Source organism: Mucilaginibacter sp. (assembly GCF_025362475.1).
In the GTDB taxonomy this organism is placed as follows: domain Bacteria; phylum Bacteroidota; class Bacteroidia; order Sphingobacteriales; family Sphingobacteriaceae; genus Mucilaginibacter.
This window is the reverse complement of the sequence record NZ_JANYGH010000019.1, coordinates 1-16,489: the sequence shown is the minus strand read 5'-3', so window position 1 is coordinate 16,489 and position 16,489 is coordinate 1. Positions and strand designations below refer to the sequence as shown.

Sequence of the window (16,489 nt, the reverse complement as noted above, 5' to 3'; positions counted from 1 at the left end):
TCGAAAATATGGCATTTGTATTAAACAGCGTGATTACGATAGGTAACTACCATTTTAAAGGGGTAAACGAGTTAGTTATAAAAAAGAATATACATGTAATTGTAGACACTGCAAAGCTTAAGATACCTGCCTTAGCCAGTATACCAACTAAAACAACTTACACCGATGAGGTCCAAAATAACATAAGCGAGGCAATTGCTGTCACAACTGCATTAACAGGGTTTAAGTTGGATAACAAGCAGCCTAAAAGTTCAGTTGAAACGGCAGACCTATTTAACGAGGGCGACAAGGTATCAATAGATTTAGGGTACAACGGTGACTTACGGAATGAATTTAGGGGGTTTGTTAGAAGGGTAAACCAAACCGTACCCCTTGAAGTTGAAATTGAGGGTTATGCCTGGCAACTACGCAATCAAAATATTTTAGCTAATTGGAAGAAAACCACTCTTAAAGATATTTTGTCCAGGCTAATACAAGGAACTGATATTGTTTTAAGCCCTGAAATACCTTCGGTGAGTTTTGACAGCTTTAACATACCTAATTGGAATGGTTTAAAAGTGCTAGAGTACCTAAAGGAAAAGCAGTTGCTTACAATTTATTTTGATGACAATGTGCTTTATGCTGGGCTTGAAGAGGGTAGAAATATGGTTGATACCCGCCCCAATAAAAGCCTTACCGGCCTTGCCGAAGTTATTTATAACATCGGGTACAATTGCCCAACAAATCAGCCTAATTTAAAAAGACGACTGGGGAAAGATAATTTAATACGTGTTCGTTTAAAAACCCGTGGAAAAGATGGAAAGCATACTTTATACGAAGCTGGCGATGTTGGCGGTGCGGTTATGGACAAAATTATCCCATATACCCGCGATCAGGAATACTTAAACTTTACCGCCGCCGCCTACCTAAAAAAGTTAAAATATGACGGGTACGAGGGAACGTTGACAAGCTTTTTACAGCCCTTTTGTAAACCGGGGTGGAAAGCGATTTTAAAAGATAATAAATATGCTGGCGCACGTTCGGGAACTTACTTTATCGCCGGTACCGAAGTGCAATTTGGTATAAAGGGAGGCAAACGAATGGTATCAATAACTTACAGGTTAGATGTCCCAACAATTTAAACAATCAATAAATAATTACTCAAATGGAAGATATAGCAAAATTAAGAATGAGTTTTTTAGCAGAGGCACACAGAGGCGGCCCCGCAACTTTGTACGATGCCATCGTAACAGATGTTGACAGTGATAATTTTACTTGCGACATATTAATAGATGAAATCCCTGTGGCAGGCGTAAGATTACGCGCTATTGTAAGCGATAGTCAGAGCCTTGATATATTACCCGAGGTTAGTTCGGCAATTTTAGTCGGTAAGCTTGATGATGATGATTACATAGTAATTGCTTGTGATAAAATTGCTTTGTACCGCGTAAAAGTTGGAAGCACCGAATACAAGATAGATAACACCGGGATTTTGTTGAGTAAAGGGTCTGAAACCTTAAATAAAATATTGATAGACCTGGTTGCCGGTTTGCTATCCATAGCTGCCCCTAAAGATGTTACTTCAATTACCAATTTGATTATACGTATTAACGAACTTTTAAAATAATCCCTAAATAAATAAACAACATGACACCAGTATTAATTTTTACAGACACGCAGCGCATTACCATCGAGAAAAATTTATTAAATAAGGTAGTCCCGCTGTATCAATCTATTTACGATGCATTTAAAGCGATTGGTATAACCGTAACCCTCGACGAAATATTTAATCTTGTTTCCTGGACTATAAGCGGCCGCAACACTGGCGAATGGATTCAAGATTTTGCTATAAACAAAATTGTAGATGCTGCCGGCCCCTTAGTGGTAGCGGGAATTACTTTAAACCGGGCAAAGTTCATTGAATTGATGGACACCAAACCAAACGTAACCGGCATAAAAACGGCACTAAACCAAGTAGATAATGTCATCAACGGGAATATTAAAGGAATAAGAAAAAACCTTTTAGGCTTAACCGCCGATGTTATTTCAAAAGTTACCGATTCGGACGCTCAAATTGAAGCCCTATTTACCTATTACACTAAAACAGATTTAAGCGCGCAATTAGCCACCGATTTACAATTAGTGTGCAACGCTATGAATACTTTCGATAGTGCTCATTCATCTGTGTTAAACGAGCCCGATAGTCACGCCTTTAAAGACGTAGGATACACTGGCAGGTATCCAGCAGCTATAAAGGATAGTTACGGCACTTTTGTTATTAGTTTGGATTTTATCCGTGCCTTTGAGGCCGAAAAAGCGAGGTAGTATTTTTAAACTGTATGTGTTTTTAGTGGTCGTACGTAACGTATAGCCGCCTATTCCCGATCTAATCACAATCAATATATTTTGTATAAATGGCTTTAGGTGAGCAGTTAGTTGCTTCTATACTTACCGACCCTTTAGAGCGTACGACAAATAAGCATGTTAAAGGCGTGTTTACACAGCAGCGTGATTACGCGATAGCTTGCCGTTTGTACTACCATTATAAGTTAAAAGGGTTGAGATATGATATAGCAATTGAAACATTAAGCAGGGAGTTTTATTTAGGCGAAACAACAACGGCCCAAATAATTATGCGGGAGCGCGATGCCATCGAAAAGTTAAAAACAGATCAGGCAGATAGCAAATACTTGCAAAAAAAATTACCTCATTACAACTGGCTGTGATAGCTGGTTATATAGTTCTTTAAATAGATGTTAAAAGCCCTTTAAGAGGTTTTTAAATAAGTTTCATATATTTGGGTATTGATGGTTAAAATATGCCCTGGGTTCCTATATTGCGAATGTCAAGGGGAACGCATTTAACGTCGAGAACATTTATTTATGTGCCGGTGGGGCGCTCTATGAGTTAGCCGCTGCCGGGGCCGCATAAGGATTTATAAGGCCGCTGTAATGGCGGCCTTATTGCTTAACCTGAATCATTTACAACTATGAAAATATTTTATACTTTATTAATCACAATTTGGAGTATTGCCGTCAGTGCCCAAAATGAAAATTTTGCTAAGCAAGATGAAAAAATGTATGGCACACCGGCGGAAAAAGCACATCAAGATGACATCGCAAGACAGTCAAATAATCGATTTTTAAGCCGTTTAGTTGGTTTTAAAATGTACTACGCTGACAACCTATCAACCTATTTGCAAATGAATATGGATTATTCATTGGGAGATGCCCCCGATAGCAAAGGATATTTTACTGAAATACTAACTAAAAAAGGAGTTTACATAGGTAAAATAAAGCCGCCTAAGATGGTTTTAAAATTTGCAATAGATAAAGATGAGCGTATTAAATCGGGGGTTATAAATGGCAGGTTTGCAGACTTAGCCAATCTGTTTATTAACTATTGGCCTATGTCTGCCGAGTGGAACAGTGAAGTACAATTAAAGCCAGGTGTAGCCGCTCAAAAGCATTGTTTCGGCGATCTTATAACGTTTAATTGGGTAGGTGCAACGCCGTTTATCAAAGTGACCAAAGACGCTAATATTAGCTTTCCCGTGCCGCCGTTAAAGCAATAACATTTAAATGCCCTATTATGATGACATTGATTGATATACAATCGTTGATTTTGGAAAACGACGAGGCAAAACTAAATGAATACTATAAAAGGGGATACGATAATTTAAAAGAACTTAATAAGCGTAGTAATCAAATATCATTGTTTTTATTATTGTTGATAGGTTTTTGCTTTTTTTCATCGTCCATAAAAGATATATCAATAATGGGCTTTTCAATTCATGGCCAAGCAGCGATCACGACAGTAGCACCGGTGTTAATTTCATATTTTTTACTTGAATGGTGTTTGATTGCAACACGGAGGCGCGATCTAATTGTTATTTTAAAGCAGGTTGGATTTGTTTTATTTAAGATAAAACCGACTGTCCGTGATTTGGAGGCTCTTACCTTTAATGCTCATAGTATCAATATGCTGCCGTTTTCATTGTTTATTGAATTACTAAGCATCTCTAAAAAAAGCATATTTGGTGCTATCATGTTTTTGCTAATACCAATTGTGATTTTTATGCTCTTTGTTAGCGTAATTGGCTACTCCGCATGGCTTTCTTTTCATGTAAATGGTATTAATGCCGTAACAATAATTTGCAATTCGGTTGCGGCTTTTTGTTCGATTTATATAGGTTACTTTTATTACAATGATATAGTTACAGTCCGCAGTAATTTAGCTACTGATAGCTTATTGATTAAGAGCGATGAAATGAGTAAAAACTACCTTTCTATGTTCAATGATAAAACTTTAATAGAGTAGGTTTATATATTTAAAACATACCTTTTTAATTACTTATTAGGATTGTTTAGTAATTAAAAAAGTATGTTTTTGAATTTTTAATTCATTCATGGTTTTACTATATCTTTTTTATAATTCATACCTTTCTAACTACAATATATATACTTTTTTAAAAACGATCTATACATAATAGTACTCATCATACTATACCTACCCTTATTCGCACAAACTAATAAAAATGAAACTTACATCCTCCTTAAACCCGACCGTGTTTTTGACGGTGTACAGATACACGCCGGTTGGTGGGTATTGGTAAAAGATGACCATATTGAAGCAGTAGGTGAGCCCGCTGCTATCAAAGCACCATCAAATACCAGGGTGATCAACCTGGCAGGCGCCACCCTGATGCCGGGGTTGATAGAAGGTCATTCGCATCTTTTTTTACACCCCTATAATGAAACCCCATGGAACGACCAGGTGCTTAACGAAAGCCGGGCCGAGCGTACTGCAAGGGCCGTTAACCACGCCCGCACAACTTTAATGGCCGGCTTTACCACGGTGCGTGATCTGGGTACCGAAGGAGCTGCTTATGATGATGTGGGATTAAAGTCAGCGATAAATAAAGGTATAATCCCTGGTCCGCGGATGCTGGTGGCTACCCGGGCTATTGTGGCAACAGGTAGTTATGGTCCTAAAAGCGAAGTTGCCGAAGCTGAGCTCATAAAAGGGGCGCAAGAAGCGGATGGGGTAGATGGCATTACCAAAGTTGTACGATCGCAAATTGGTCATGGTGCCGATGTGGTAAAAATATACGTTGATTACCATTGGGGAATGAACGATACTGCCGCCCCAACTTTTACCGAAGATGAACTGAAAGTAGCCGTGGAAGTAGCCAAAAGCAGCGGTCGTATAGTCGCGGTACATTCATCAACTACAGAAGGCATGCGCCGGGCTATAGCTGCAGGTGTAACCACCATTGAACACGGCGATGGCGGCACCCCGGAACTATTTAAGCTGATGAAGGAAAAATGCATAGCGCTTTGTCCAACCATAAATGCAACCGAATCAATATTGGGTTACCATGGCTGGAAGAAAGGTATCGACCCTGATCCTTCCGCTGTTAAACAAAAACACTACATTTTTACCGAAGCGCTAAAGGCCGGTGTTACCATTTGTATGGGTGGCGATGTTGGTGTGTTCAGCCACGGCGATAACGCACAGGAAATGATATTAATGGCCGAATATGGCATGAAACCATTGGATGTGCTGCGTTCTGCAACATCGGTCAACGCTGCCGTGTTTGGGTTGACCGATGTTGGAAATATTAAGATTGGTTACCTTGCGGATCTGGTTGCTGTTGTTGGTAATCCTGTTGAGGATATAAAGGTTTTGAAGGTGGTGAAGCTGGTGATGAAGGGTGGGGTTGTGGTGAAGGAGTGAGACAACTCATAAGTGCTAAGTCACAACGGTAAGCTGTGCTATGGGATGCTGAAACAAGTATCCGGCATGACTTTATATTTTTGCCAATTGTGTCATATACCTTGCATATCAATACTCCGTAGCCCCAATATCAAAAGCAGTTCCATTAGGGCGTTTGATGCCATAATAATCAAAACTTACTCCGTATGATAAAACGTTTGCGCCCTTGTTGATAAGCGGGGATGAGGATAGCAAATGAAAATCGCCGGCATTGTAATTCACAAATTTACAGGTGCTTACATTTGCATTTACATAATTATTGGAGGCTGTAAGCTTAACACTGGTGCTTTTTCTGATGATGGCGAGGCTGGTGTTTGCCTGTATAATAACGTTGTTGATAACGGTATTCATTGGGATGGTTTCGGAATTTAATTTGATACCGCCCAAAACGGAAGCAACGATGGTATTATTAATAAACTGAAAATGTGGCCCGGGTGTGTACCTTGAATCGGCAAAAATGCCGTAGCTTTTTGAATTGATGATATAGTTATTAAATACCAGGTTATCGCCAAGGCCGAGAACGATAATGCCGTTACCGGGCGCATTCCTGATCTGGTTATTATAGCATTTGCCGCCGGTACCTTCCCCTATCTGGATGCCGTTATCCTGGTAGGCCGAAAAAGGACTTATTCCCGGAGTTTTAACTAAGTTACCATAAATTTCGCAGCCGGAAGTCGCGCTGCCAACCTGAATGCCTTCGCTGCCGGTAGAGTCGGTAAGGTTTCTGTAGATCTTAGCATTCACCACATCATGAGGTAAAACCTTGCCGCAGGAAATCGATACCCCATCGGCATAAAAGGAATTGCCTATATACAAGCCTTCGCCACCTGTTTTGTGTACGTAGTTATCGCGGATGATTACATTTTTCATGGTGAAATGACCGCGCCATGTTGCCGGGTCGCACGATGGGTCGGTTTTGGCCATAATACCCGCGAATCCACTATTACGAACTTCCACATTGGCGATCTCAAAATCTGTGCTCAGGTCGTCCATCGTCATCCCGATATTGCCGCCGTTTACATCAAAGCCATACTTAATAGTTGAAACCCCATTTCCGAGGATCTTAAAATACTGGCAATTTTGTGTTTTAAACCCGTACGAAGCAGTAATAGCTGTAGAAAAAGTTACTTTACCGCCTTTGTTAACAACGATAATGGGGGCTGCCGCCGTTCCTTTAAAATTTTTAAGCAGCAGGGCACCCCTTTTCCCTGCGGGGATATACACTATGGTTCCTGCGGCTATCTTGGTGCCATCAACCATCCATTCAGAAGGCTGAACAGTATATGTAGCGATGGCAGGGGCCTGGGTTTGTAAATTGGAGGCTTCGGCACCCTGAGCCGGGCTAAGCGGTTGATCAATTTTATTAATGCTTTTGGTACACATCGCGAAGGATGATAAAACCAGTGCACCGGCTATAATGCGGATCAGGGAGTTTTTATTTGTCATCTATAAATTTCAAGTAGAAGTAAAATATGCCGAATGCAAAGCATCAGCATATTTCGGGTTTTTTTGTTTTTCGGATGATTATACGTTACTTTTAGAATTATGGTTACTAAAATATATGCAACTGGTTTATGGATTAGTGATTTTAGGGAGTAACCAGACTATCTAAAACCCTATCTTCGCTCATACTTCACAAAACTCCATGGCGTTACGGCAAACGATCTCTTTTTTTGATAAGTTAAGTAAACAGGTGATCAGCATACAGGTTGCCGAATCGGCACAGCTGCCCCAAAGCGCTGGCTACTGGAATACCGAAACCAACCAGATTTTATTAGGCCCCGAGCGGTTTAGCGAATGGGAAACACTAACCGGTCATCTGGAAAAACAAATAGAATTTATATTCGGCCTGCAAAAAGTGACGAGGCCGTTGGTGGGGTAAGAGGGGCGTGATGTAATGGATTCTAAAAAGGCTTGTCACCCTGAGCTTGTCGAAGGGCGCGCGCAGAGGCCTTTGCCCACATGCTTCGACAGGCTCAGCAGGACAGCCCCTTTTTTATTTCCCTTCTCCCTTCCCCCATTAACCTTTCCCCTTTAACCTTTAACAAAAAACCACATAAAAAGGTCATATTGTTATAATTCCCACTAATAAGTGTAATTGATGTTTATATCATCCTTATAAAAAATTAAATTTGCACCTGCAAACAAACATTCTTTTGGACAGAAAACTGATAATTGGAACAAGAGGTAGCGATTTAGCGCTATGGCAGGCTAATTTTGTTAAAGACAGCCTTGCTGCTTTAAACATAACAGCCGAACTAAAAATCATTAAAACCCAGGGCGACCGCATCCTCAACCTCAGCTTTGATAAGCTGGAAGGCAAGGGTTTTTTCACTAAAGAATTAGAAGAAGAATTACTGGCTGGCACTATTGATCTTGCGGTTCACTCGCATAAAGACCTGCCAACTGAAAACCCTCCGGGACTCATAATCGCAGCAGTTTCAGAACGGGAAGACCCCTCTGAACTGTTGTTGATATTGAAAGATTGTGTTGATGTGCACCAAAAGCTATCCGTTAAATACGGTGCTACCGTGGGTACATCATCCAACAGGCGTAAGGCCCAGCTGCTGGCTTACCGTCCCGACCTGGAGATAGAGGAGCTGCGTGGCAATGTGCCTACCCGTATTGGCAAACTGCGCGATGAAAAATATGATGCCATTATGCTGGCCAAAGCCGGTGTTAGTCGTTTAGGTATCGACCTGAGCGAGTTTCATGTAGAAGAGCTTACCCCCGCCGAGTTGATCCCTGCACCTGCGCAGGGCGCTTTGGCTATCCAGATCCGCGAAACAGATCATGAACTTTTTGAGGCCCTGCAAGCCCTGCACCACCCGGATGTTGCCGAGGAGTTAGCCGTTGAACGTACTGTGCTTAAATTATTTGGCGGTGGCTGCCACCTGCCTCTGGGCGTTTATTGCCGCAGGGATGAGGGCATGTTCCAGGTATTTACATCTAAAGCCAACGAGGGCGATGAATTTCCCGATCGTTTGTTTGTAGAAGCCGCAACTACAGAAGGTTTGGCTCAAAAGATAGTAGCCAAGTTTGCTAAAGACAGGAAGTTTCCGCTTAAAGTTTTTATATCGAGAGAACTATCTGATCAAAGCTATTTTAAAAAGTCGATGGAAAACCGGGGCATTCAGATAGAAGCCCGTTCCCTGATCCGCACCGTACCGGTGATGACCAAACTCGACTCCTATATATTAAAAAATATCGACTGGGTGTTTTTCTCCAGTAAAAACGCGGTGGAGTATTTCTTCCAGCTGAACCCGCAATTTCCTAAAAAGGTAAAGTTTGGCGTTATGGGCAGCGGATCTGAAGAGATGCTGCGCCGTAAAGGTTACTTTACCAACTATGTGGGCGAGGGTACCGATACTGCCGACGTAGCCGAAGAATTTGCCAAACTGGCCAATGGTTCTATTGTACTTTTCCCCGGCGCCGAAAGCCCGATGAGGAGTATCCAGCAGGGTTTATCTGCCGATACAAAGATTATTGATCTGCCGGTTTACGAAACCGTGCTTGAAGAAGATGTGGAAGCCAGCGGCGCCGATGTAATGGTGTTTACCAGTCCATCAAACGTAGAGGCTTATTTTGCCGGTAACCTGCTTGATCCATACCAAAAAGTGGTGGCGATAGGTAAATCAACCGGCAAAAAGTTTGATGAAATGGGTGTAAAATACACGCTGCCCTACTCACCCGATGAAGTTGGACTGGCAGAAGCAGTGTTTGGATTATAAGACGTTCATTGGTCCACTGGTTCATTGTTATCGCTTTTAGAAGCTTTGCCAATGTGTTAGGATCCGTGAATTAAGGAACAAAAAATCATATAATGCTCGTTGGCTCTTTAGTTCAGTGGTTTATGCAGGATCAGCCTGAAAAGACCAATAAACTAATGAACCAATGAACTAATGAACCAAAAAATGTTACAAAGACCACGTAGAAACCGTAAAAGTGAAGTAATACGCCAAATGGTGCAGGAAACGCATGTTAGCGCGGCTAACATGATTTTCCCGCTGTTTATTGTTGATGGTACATTCCAGAAAACAGAAGTTGCTTCCATGCCGGGTATATATCGTTATTCTATTGATAATTTGCTGCGCGAGATTGAAAGCTGCCTTAAACTGGGTTTAAATTCGTTTGATCTTTTCCCTAATATCGATGAATCTTTAAAAGATACCATGGCTACCGAAAGTCACCGCGAAGAAAGTTTGTACCTGCGGGCTATCCGCGAGGTAAAGAAGAACTTTCCGGAGGCTTGTGTAATTACCGATGTAGCGATGGACCCCTACAGCAGCGACGGTCACGATGGTATTGTTAAAAATGGCGAGATCCAGAATGACGAAACGCTGGAAGTATTGGGTAAAATGGCCCTTGCTCATGCCCAATGCGGCGCGGATATTATTGCCCCATCAGATATGATGGACGGTCGGGTAGGATATATTCGCAATGTGTTGGACGAAAACGGCTTTACAAACGTTTCTATCATGTCTTACTCCGCCAAGTATGCAAGCGCGTTTTATGGCCCTTTCAGGGATGCATTAAATTCGGCACCTAAATTTGGCGATAAAAAAACCTACCAGATGAATCCTGCCAACCAGCGTGAAGCATTGATAGAAGCCAATTTAGACGAGCTGGAAGGCGCCGACTTTTTAATGGTAAAACCGGCACTGCCCTACCTGGATGTAATAAAACTAATAAAAGATAATACCGAATTGCCGGTAGCTGCCTATAACGTAAGCGGCGAATATGCCATGATTAAAGCTGCCATACAACGCGGCTGGCTTAATGAGCAGCGTGCCATAACCGAGGTGCTTACCAGCATCCGCAGAGCAGGCGCTACAGCTATTTTGACTTATCATGCCAAGGAAGTTTTGGAGAATAAATGGATTTAATTGAGGTTGAAGGTGAAAGGCAAAAGGTGAAAGGCCAAAGGGAAAAAGCCAAAGGTGAAAGGTTAAAATAAAAAATTAAATAAACCCGTCATTGCGAGGCACGAAGCAATCCCAAACTATGCAGAGCGGATTTGCAAATCGGGGATTGCTTCGTACCTCGCAATGACGGAAATTTTAAACTTTAGGATTTTAAAAAATTAGAGTTTAGAAATTAGAATTTAGAGTTTAAAAAGATGTTAGATTCAATAAAAAAGATGTTTTCGGGTGATACTAATGAGCCTGTAAACAGTACCGGTAAACCCGATATCAGCAGGGAAAAATCTGCCGAATTGTATGCGAAAGCCAAAACCTATTTCCCTGGTGGGGTTAACTCACCGGTAAGGGCTTTTAAATCAGTATATGGTACACCCCTGTTTATACAAAAGGGCGATGGCAGCCATATCTGGGATGCAGACGGTAACGAGTTTATTGATTTTTGCTGTTCATGGGGACCGCTCATCCTTGGTCATAACAACACTAAGGTACGGGAAAAGGTAATTGAGGTGATGCAGCATGGCATGTCCTTCGGTGCGCCAACGGCCCTGGAGAATGAACTGGCCGAGCTGATACTGAAGAACAATAAATTTATTGAAAAGATCCGTTTTGTAAGCTCGGGTACCGAAGCCGTAATGTCGGCCATCAGGTTGGCCAGGGGTTACACCAAACGCGATAAGATATTAAAGTTTGAAGGCTGCTATCACGGGCACGTAGATGCGCTGCTGGTTAAAGCAGGCTCGGGCCTGGTAACCTTTGGCGAAACCTCCTCTGCGGGCGTACCAAAAGCCTTTGCCGATGAAACCATCGTAGTGGCATTAAATGATAAAGCTGCACTAACAAAAGCTTTCGAGGACTTTAAAGACCAGATAGCCGCTGTAATTATTGAACCCGTACCGGCTAATAACGGCTTGCTGTTACAGGAAAAAGAATACCTGCAATTTTTACGCGAGCTATGTACCCAAAACGGCACCGTGTTGATATTTGATGAAGTGATATCGGGTTTCCGTGTTGGCTTTGAAGGCGCGGCTGGCTATTACCAGATCAAGCCGGATATTATCACCTATGGTAAAATTATAGGTGGTGGCTTGCCTGTAGGCGCTTATGGCGCATCGGCAGCTATCATGAGTAATGTATCGCCAGAAGGTTCAGTTTACCAGGCTGGTACACTATCGGGCAACCCGGTGGCTATGGCGGCGGGTATTGCGCAGTTGAGTGAGCTATTACGTATGGGTTTTTACCGCGACCTTAACAACAAAACCGAAGAATTTACCGAGGCTATACAGCGTTTTGCTACCGCCCGCAATTATAAATTCAAGGTATTTGGCATCGGTTCGATATTCTGGTTTGCTTTTACAGATAAAGAGTATATTCGTAAAGCCGAAGATATTGATGCCTCCAGTATGGAGAAATTTAAAAAGTTTCATCGTGAATTAATTAACCGCGGTATTTACCTCGGTCCATCGGGTTATGAGGTTGGTTTTATATCATCGGCACATACTAAAATTGATTTAGAGAAAACAAAAAGAGCTATTTTTGATAGTCTTGATTTGGTATTTAACGGGAAGTAAGCCGGTGGGCAGTTTTCAGTTGGCAGTTCTCAGTTTGCAGCTCGCAGTTCGCAAAAAAAACAGAACTTCAAACTGCCAACTGAATACTACCAACTGCCCACTGCAAACTGAAAACTAATAAAACAAAGTAATGAAAAGGACATTTGTAATTTTTTATGCGCTTATCATATATGCCGTTGCCGAGCTGATTTGGTGGGGGTATATGCTGGTTTCCCTGCAGCCAAAGCGTACCGGTATGATACTGGGCGAAGGTTGCATGTTTATAACCGTATTTGTAATTGGGGCCTATAACCTGCACAAATCATTTAACCGCCAGCAAAAGCTATCCGAGCAAAAAAAGAACTTTTTGTTATCGGTAACGCATGAGTTGAAATCGCCGCTGGCATCTATCAAAATATTACTGCAAACCATTCAGAAACGCAATCTCTCCAAGGAGCAAATACTCGATTTTATTGGTAAATCGCTGAATGACGTAGAGCGTTTGGACGATATGGTTGAGAATATGCTGCTGGCATCAAAAATTGATAACCGCTCATATAGTTTTCCAAAAGCCAGTTTTAACCTATCGGTATTGGTAGATAGCATTGTAAACCGCCTGCAGGTAACCAAGTGCGATTGCAACCAGCAGATCATCGATGCCGAAATTGAACCTAAGATTGAGATCACCGGCGATAAGTTCGCGCTTACATCGGTAGTGACCAATTTAATCGAAAATGCGGTTAAATACTCAAGCCCATGCTCGGCCGTTGCAGTTAAACTCTTCTCCAAAGACGATAAAATTTATCTTGAAGTTGCCGATCATGGAATTGGAATAGCAGATGATGAAAAACCCCGTATTTTCGACAAGTTTTACCGTGTAGGAAGTGAAGATACCCGCAATACCAAGGGTACCGGCTTGGGCCTTTATATAGTAAAAGAAGTGCTTGATAAGCACCATGCCAGCATCAGAGTGAAAGACAACCGCCCGGCAGGCAGCGTTTTTGAAGTTGTTTTTGGATTAACCTAAATTATAGTATATGCAAAACAAGAAGAGAATTTTATTAGCCGAAGACGAAGAGCATTTGTTAGAAGCCATCAAACTTAACCTGGAGCTGGAAGGTTATAAAGTTTCTACAGCTAAAAACGGTAAAAAAGCTTTACAGTTATTTAAAGAAGAGCGCTTTAACCTGGTGATATTGGATGTGATGATGCCCGAGATTGACGGCTTTGTTGTGGCTGAAACTATCAGGCTGGAAAATACCGAAGTGCCTATCATGTTTTTAACTGCTAAAAATACCAACGAGGATAAAATTGCCGGTCTTAAAAAAGGTGCCGACGATTATTTAACCAAACCGTTTAACCTGGAAGAATTGATACTAAGGGTAAACAACCTGGTAAAACGCAGCCTGAAAGGTGATGACCTTAAAGAGTTTAACAGCTATAAGATAGGTGAAAAAACCATTCACTTTAACTCGTTTGAACTGGTTAATGAAGATGAATCAATCACCCCGCTTACCAAAAAAGAAACCATGCTGCTTAAGCTTTTAATTGAGCGCAGGAATGACGCGGTATCTCGTGAGCAGATATTGGAAACTGTTTGGAACTATGATGTTTATCCGTCAACACGTACCATTGATAACTTTATCCTTACGTTCCGCAAGTATTTTGAACCAGATCCTAAAAACCCGGTTTATTTTCACTCTATCCGCGGTGTGGGCTATAAATTTACAGATAATCAGCATTAATGTTCAGTAACAGGACACGTATATTCATCGCCTTTATTTTCCTGTTATCGTTGGGTTTACTGCTGTACCTTGGTATTTATGAGTTGGCCGCGGTAGCGGTATTGATGATTATTTTATTAATCTGGGATTACTTTAGGCAAGGCACCCTGGTGGTTGCGGCTAAGTTTTTTCACCATAAGGATTTTGACAGGGCCGAGGCCTTGTTAAAGGAGATGAGTAACCCGCGGTGGCTTAGTAAAAAACGTCGCGGTTATTATGAGTATATCTACGGTGGCATCTGCATTAATAAACAGGATTTTGAAGCCGCCGAAAAGCATTATGAAACAGCGGCACAATATCCGCTACAGTCATTAAATGATCATGTGGCGGCATTGGTTACCGTAGCCAATATTAGTATAAGGCATGGCGACTATGAAAAAGCCAATGCCTACCTGCTACTGGCCGAGCAGCATGATGATAAAATTACAGCCAAAATGAAGGATGTGATCAGCAAGCTTCACAAGGAAATTAAAACAAAAAATAAGGGTTAAGAATCAAGAGTCAAGAATCAAGACTGGAAAATGTATAGCGGATAGGCTCAGGCCATGATCGCTCCTTACAAAAAGTCTTAACTCTTGATTCTTAATTCTTGACTCTCTTTTAAAAAATATGAGAGATTCGTTATTAATAAAGGCAGCTTTTTCCGAGAAAACAGAACGCCCGCCAGTATGGATGATGCGCCAGGCTGGCCGTTTCATGAAAGAATATTGGGATATCAAAAACAAGTATTCCTTTTTGGAAATGTGCAAAACACCAGAGCTTGCTGCTGATGTTACTATGCTGCCGGTTAATTTATTGGGTATTGATGGCGCTATCCTGTTTTCGGATATATTGGTTACAGGCGAAGCCATGGGTGGCGATCTGAGCTTTAACCAGGGTGTTGGCCCTAAGTTTGCCAACCCGGTACGTACTCAAAAAGACATCGATAACCTGCAAACCGATGTGGGCGACAAGCTGCAATATGTGGCCGATGCCATTAAAGTAATTCAGCAGCGTTTAAATGGCAGCATCCCGCTTATAGGTTTTGCAGGCGCGCCATTTACCGTGATGAGTTATTTGGTTGAAGGCGGATCATCAAAAGATTTTAAACTCACCAAACTGATGCTGCATAATGAGCCTGCAATGGCCCATCAGCTGTTATCAAAAATTGCCACCGTTACGGCAGATTATCTTAACCTGCAAATTGAAGCCGGTGTAAATGCCGTACAGATCTTCGATAGCTGGGCACAGGCCCTGGCATGGGATGATTATAAAGAATTTAGTCATTATTACATTCAACAGATCATCAGCAAGCTGAACAGGAAAGATATCCCGGTGATCTCCTTCTGCAAAGGCAGCTCGGTTTTTGCGCCGCTTATGGCCGAAGCCAAACCCGATGTGATCTCGATTGATTGGAATGTTGATCTGCTGGATATTAAAAAGCGTTTACCTGCCGGCATAGCTGTACAGGGCAACCTTGATCCGCATATATTATACGCCGATAAAAAAGTAATTAAAGACCGCATCTACCGCCTGTTTGATCGTATGAAAGACGAGCCCGGCTTCATCTTCAACCTGGGTCATGGCATTATGCCCGATATCCCTTTTGATAATGTAAAGTACGCGGTAGAAATTATAAAGGAATACAGGAATTAAGCCCCCCGACCCCCTAAAGGGGGAGTTATCGTTGGGGTAAAATAAATAATGCAAATCAAAAAGTTCCCCCTTTAGGGGGTTAGGGGGCTCTGCTTCATGTACCAATACGTTCTCGCCATTCATATCATTTTTGTAGTCTGCTGGATGGCGGGGCTGTTTTACATGGTGCGCCTTTTTATTTATCATACCGAAGCGCAAGACAAGCCCGAACCCGACCGCAGTATCCTATCTGCCCAGTTCGAGATCATGGAGCGAAAGCTATGGTATATCATCGCTACGCCATCCATGTTAATCACCATTATTGCGGGTTTAACCATGGTGTACCTTAAACAAGGTTGGCTACTCATGGCGTGGCTTCAAATTAAATTGGTTTTTGTAGTTGGCTTAGCCGTATACCATCACATTTGCGAAAACAAAATGAAGCAAATGCGCAAGGGCGTATTTAAATGGACATCAACCCAGTTACGCCTTTGGAATGAACTGGCTACTATATTTCTCTTCGCGATAGTCTTCCTTGCAGTTCTCAAAAACGGAATCAGCTGGATATTTGGCGTTGTGGGGCTGGTGGCTTTCGCAGTAATATTGATGATAGCGGTGAAGATTTATAAGCGGTTCAGGGAGAAGAAAAGTTAGAATCAAGGCATTAGAGTTGAGATAAAACAAACGCTATCGCTTGTCATTCCACCTGCATTTGCTAAAAAAACTTTTTGTCATCCTGAACGCAGTGCACTGTTGTCCGGTAAACGAATTTTTTGAAAAAAAGTAAGGGGTAGCTAAAAGCCACCCCTTTTGTGTTGATATTAGAGTTACCACACTTTAATAACCAACATGAGCAAAAGTACTT

General features: G+C 41.9%; 17 protein-coding genes. 16 read left to right on the top strand and 1 reads right to left on the bottom strand.

Annotated elements, in window-relative coordinates; all coding sequences use genetic code 11:
* Window positions 1–8 precede the first annotated feature (8 nt).
* From Q0R88_RS07260 to Q0R88_RS07230, 7 genes are all read left to right on the top strand, one after another.
* Window positions 9–1,121, top strand: coding sequence for a hypothetical protein (locus Q0R88_RS07260; RefSeq protein WP_295714363.1), 1,113 nt, complete (start codon window positions 9–11; stop codon window positions 1,119–1,121).
* A 23-nt stretch (window positions 1,122–1,144) separates the two neighbouring features.
* Window positions 1,145–1,606 carry a hypothetical protein gene (locus Q0R88_RS07255; protein WP_295714360.1) on the top strand — a complete coding sequence of 154 codons (462 nt, stop codon included), beginning with the start codon at window positions 1,145–1,147 and terminating at the stop codon, window positions 1,604–1,606.
* A gap of 20 nt (window positions 1,607–1,626) precedes the next feature.
* The gene (locus Q0R88_RS07250) at window positions 1,627–2,304 is read left to right on the top strand and encodes a hypothetical protein (RefSeq protein ID WP_295714357.1); all 678 of its coding nucleotides are present in this window, start codon (window positions 1,627–1,629) and stop codon (window positions 2,302–2,304) included.
* Between the two features lie 89 nt (window positions 2,305–2,393).
* Window positions 2,394–2,705: a hypothetical protein gene (locus tag Q0R88_RS07245; RefSeq protein WP_295714353.1), complete on the top strand. Its 312-nt coding sequence runs from the start codon at window positions 2,394–2,396 to the stop codon at window positions 2,703–2,705.
* A 263-nt stretch (window positions 2,706–2,968) separates the two neighbouring features.
* A complete protein-coding gene (locus Q0R88_RS07240; protein ID WP_295714350.1) occupies window positions 2,969–3,553 on the top strand; it encodes a hypothetical protein in 585 nt (194 codons plus the stop codon).
* A gap of 17 nt (window positions 3,554–3,570) precedes the next feature.
* A complete protein-coding gene (locus Q0R88_RS07235) occupies window positions 3,571–4,299 on the top strand; it encodes a hypothetical protein (RefSeq protein WP_295714348.1) in 729 nt (242 codons plus the stop codon).
* A gap of 288 nt (window positions 4,300–4,587) precedes the next feature.
* On the top strand, window positions 4,588–5,718 hold the full coding sequence (locus Q0R88_RS07230; RefSeq protein WP_295714346.1) for an amidohydrolase family protein: 1,131 nt from the start codon (window positions 4,588–4,590) through the stop codon (window positions 5,716–5,718).
* Between the two features lie 108 nt (window positions 5,719–5,826).
* On the opposite strand, the gene Q0R88_RS07225 is transcribed toward Q0R88_RS07230, so the two are convergent.
* Window positions 5,827–7,203, bottom strand: a complete 1,377-nt coding sequence (locus Q0R88_RS07225; RefSeq protein ID WP_295714343.1) for a right-handed parallel beta-helix repeat-containing protein — start codon at window positions 7,201–7,203, stop codon at window positions 5,827–5,829.
* A gap of 199 nt (window positions 7,204–7,402) precedes the next feature.
* Here Q0R88_RS07225 and Q0R88_RS07220 point away from each other — a divergent pair, with 199 nt between their 5' ends.
* From Q0R88_RS07220 to Q0R88_RS07180, 9 genes are all read left to right on the top strand, one after another.
* The gene (locus Q0R88_RS07220) at window positions 7,403–7,639 is read left to right on the top strand and encodes a hypothetical protein (protein WP_295714340.1); all 237 of its coding nucleotides are present in this window, start codon (window positions 7,403–7,405) and stop codon (window positions 7,637–7,639) included.
* Window positions 7,640–7,913: 274 nt separating this feature from the next.
* Window positions 7,914–9,488 (top strand): hydroxymethylbilane synthase, encoded by a 1,575-nt coding sequence (gene hemC, locus Q0R88_RS07215; RefSeq protein WP_295714336.1) that lies wholly within the window; start codon window positions 7,914–7,916, stop codon window positions 9,486–9,488.
* 183 nt (window positions 9,489–9,671) lie between these two features.
* A complete protein-coding gene (gene hemB, locus Q0R88_RS07210; RefSeq protein ID WP_295714333.1) occupies window positions 9,672–10,643 on the top strand; it encodes a porphobilinogen synthase in 972 nt (323 codons plus the stop codon).
* Between the two features lie 233 nt (window positions 10,644–10,876).
* A complete protein-coding gene (gene hemL / locus Q0R88_RS07205; RefSeq protein ID WP_295714330.1) occupies window positions 10,877–12,247 on the top strand; it encodes a glutamate-1-semialdehyde 2,1-aminomutase in 1,371 nt (456 codons plus the stop codon).
* A gap of 130 nt (window positions 12,248–12,377) precedes the next feature.
* Complete coding sequence (locus Q0R88_RS07200; RefSeq protein WP_295714327.1) at window positions 12,378–13,253, top strand: HAMP domain-containing sensor histidine kinase; 876 nt, start codon at window positions 12,378–12,380, stop codon at window positions 13,251–13,253.
* Window positions 13,254–13,263: 10 nt separating this feature from the next.
* Complete coding sequence (locus tag Q0R88_RS07195; protein ID WP_295714324.1) at window positions 13,264–13,971, top strand: response regulator transcription factor; 708 nt, start codon at window positions 13,264–13,266, stop codon at window positions 13,969–13,971.
* A complete protein-coding gene (locus Q0R88_RS07190) occupies window positions 13,971–14,501 on the top strand; it encodes a hypothetical protein (RefSeq protein WP_295714321.1) in 531 nt (176 codons plus the stop codon). The genes Q0R88_RS07195 and Q0R88_RS07190 overlap by 1 nt, the downstream gene beginning before the upstream one ends.
* A gap of 118 nt (window positions 14,502–14,619) precedes the next feature.
* Window positions 14,620–15,645, top strand: coding sequence for a uroporphyrinogen decarboxylase (hemE, locus tag Q0R88_RS07185; protein ID WP_295714318.1), 1,026 nt, complete (start codon window positions 14,620–14,622; stop codon window positions 15,643–15,645).
* 96 nt (window positions 15,646–15,741) lie between these two features.
* A complete protein-coding gene (locus Q0R88_RS07180) occupies window positions 15,742–16,278 on the top strand; it encodes a CopD family protein (RefSeq protein ID WP_295714315.1) in 537 nt (178 codons plus the stop codon).
* The last annotated feature ends 211 nt before the right edge of the window (window positions 16,279–16,489 follow it).

Excerpts from the sequence above, each read along its gene's own strand:
- Q0R88_RS07260 (WP_295714363.1), top strand. The coding sequence starts at position 9 with ATGGCATTTGTATTAAACAGCGTGATTACGATAGGTAACTACCATTTT.
- Q0R88_RS07255 (WP_295714360.1), top strand. The coding sequence starts at position 1,145 with ATGGAAGATATAGCAAAATTAAGAATGAGTTTTTTAGCAGAGGCACAC.
- Q0R88_RS07250 (WP_295714357.1), top strand. The coding sequence starts at position 1,627 with ATGACACCAGTATTAATTTTTACAGACACGCAGCGCATTACCATCGAG.
- Q0R88_RS07245 (WP_295714353.1), top strand. The coding sequence starts at position 2,394 with ATGGCTTTAGGTGAGCAGTTAGTTGCTTCTATACTTACCGACCCTTTA.
- Q0R88_RS07240 (WP_295714350.1), top strand. The coding sequence starts at position 2,969 with ATGAAAATATTTTATACTTTATTAATCACAATTTGGAGTATTGCCGTC.
- Q0R88_RS07235 (WP_295714348.1), top strand. The coding sequence starts at position 3,571 with ATGATGACATTGATTGATATACAATCGTTGATTTTGGAAAACGACGAG.
- Q0R88_RS07225 (WP_295714343.1), bottom strand. The coding sequence starts at position 7,203 with ATGACAAATAAAAACTCCCTGATCCGCATTATAGCCGGTGCACTGGTT.
- Q0R88_RS07220 (WP_295714340.1), top strand. The coding sequence starts at position 7,403 with ATGGCGTTACGGCAAACGATCTCTTTTTTTGATAAGTTAAGTAAACAG.
- hemB (WP_295714333.1), top strand. The coding sequence starts at position 9,672 with ATGTTACAAAGACCACGTAGAAACCGTAAAAGTGAAGTAATACGCCAA.
- hemL (WP_295714330.1), top strand. The coding sequence starts at position 10,877 with ATGTTAGATTCAATAAAAAAGATGTTTTCGGGTGATACTAATGAGCCT.
- Q0R88_RS07200 (WP_295714327.1), top strand. The coding sequence starts at position 12,378 with ATGAAAAGGACATTTGTAATTTTTTATGCGCTTATCATATATGCCGTT.
- Q0R88_RS07195 (WP_295714324.1), top strand. The coding sequence starts at position 13,264 with ATGCAAAACAAGAAGAGAATTTTATTAGCCGAAGACGAAGAGCATTTG.
- Q0R88_RS07190 (WP_295714321.1), top strand. The coding sequence starts at position 13,971 with ATGTTCAGTAACAGGACACGTATATTCATCGCCTTTATTTTCCTGTTA.
- hemE (WP_295714318.1), top strand. The coding sequence starts at position 14,620 with ATGAGAGATTCGTTATTAATAAAGGCAGCTTTTTCCGAGAAAACAGAA.
- Q0R88_RS07180 (WP_295714315.1), top strand. The coding sequence starts at position 15,742 with ATGTACCAATACGTTCTCGCCATTCATATCATTTTTGTAGTCTGCTGG.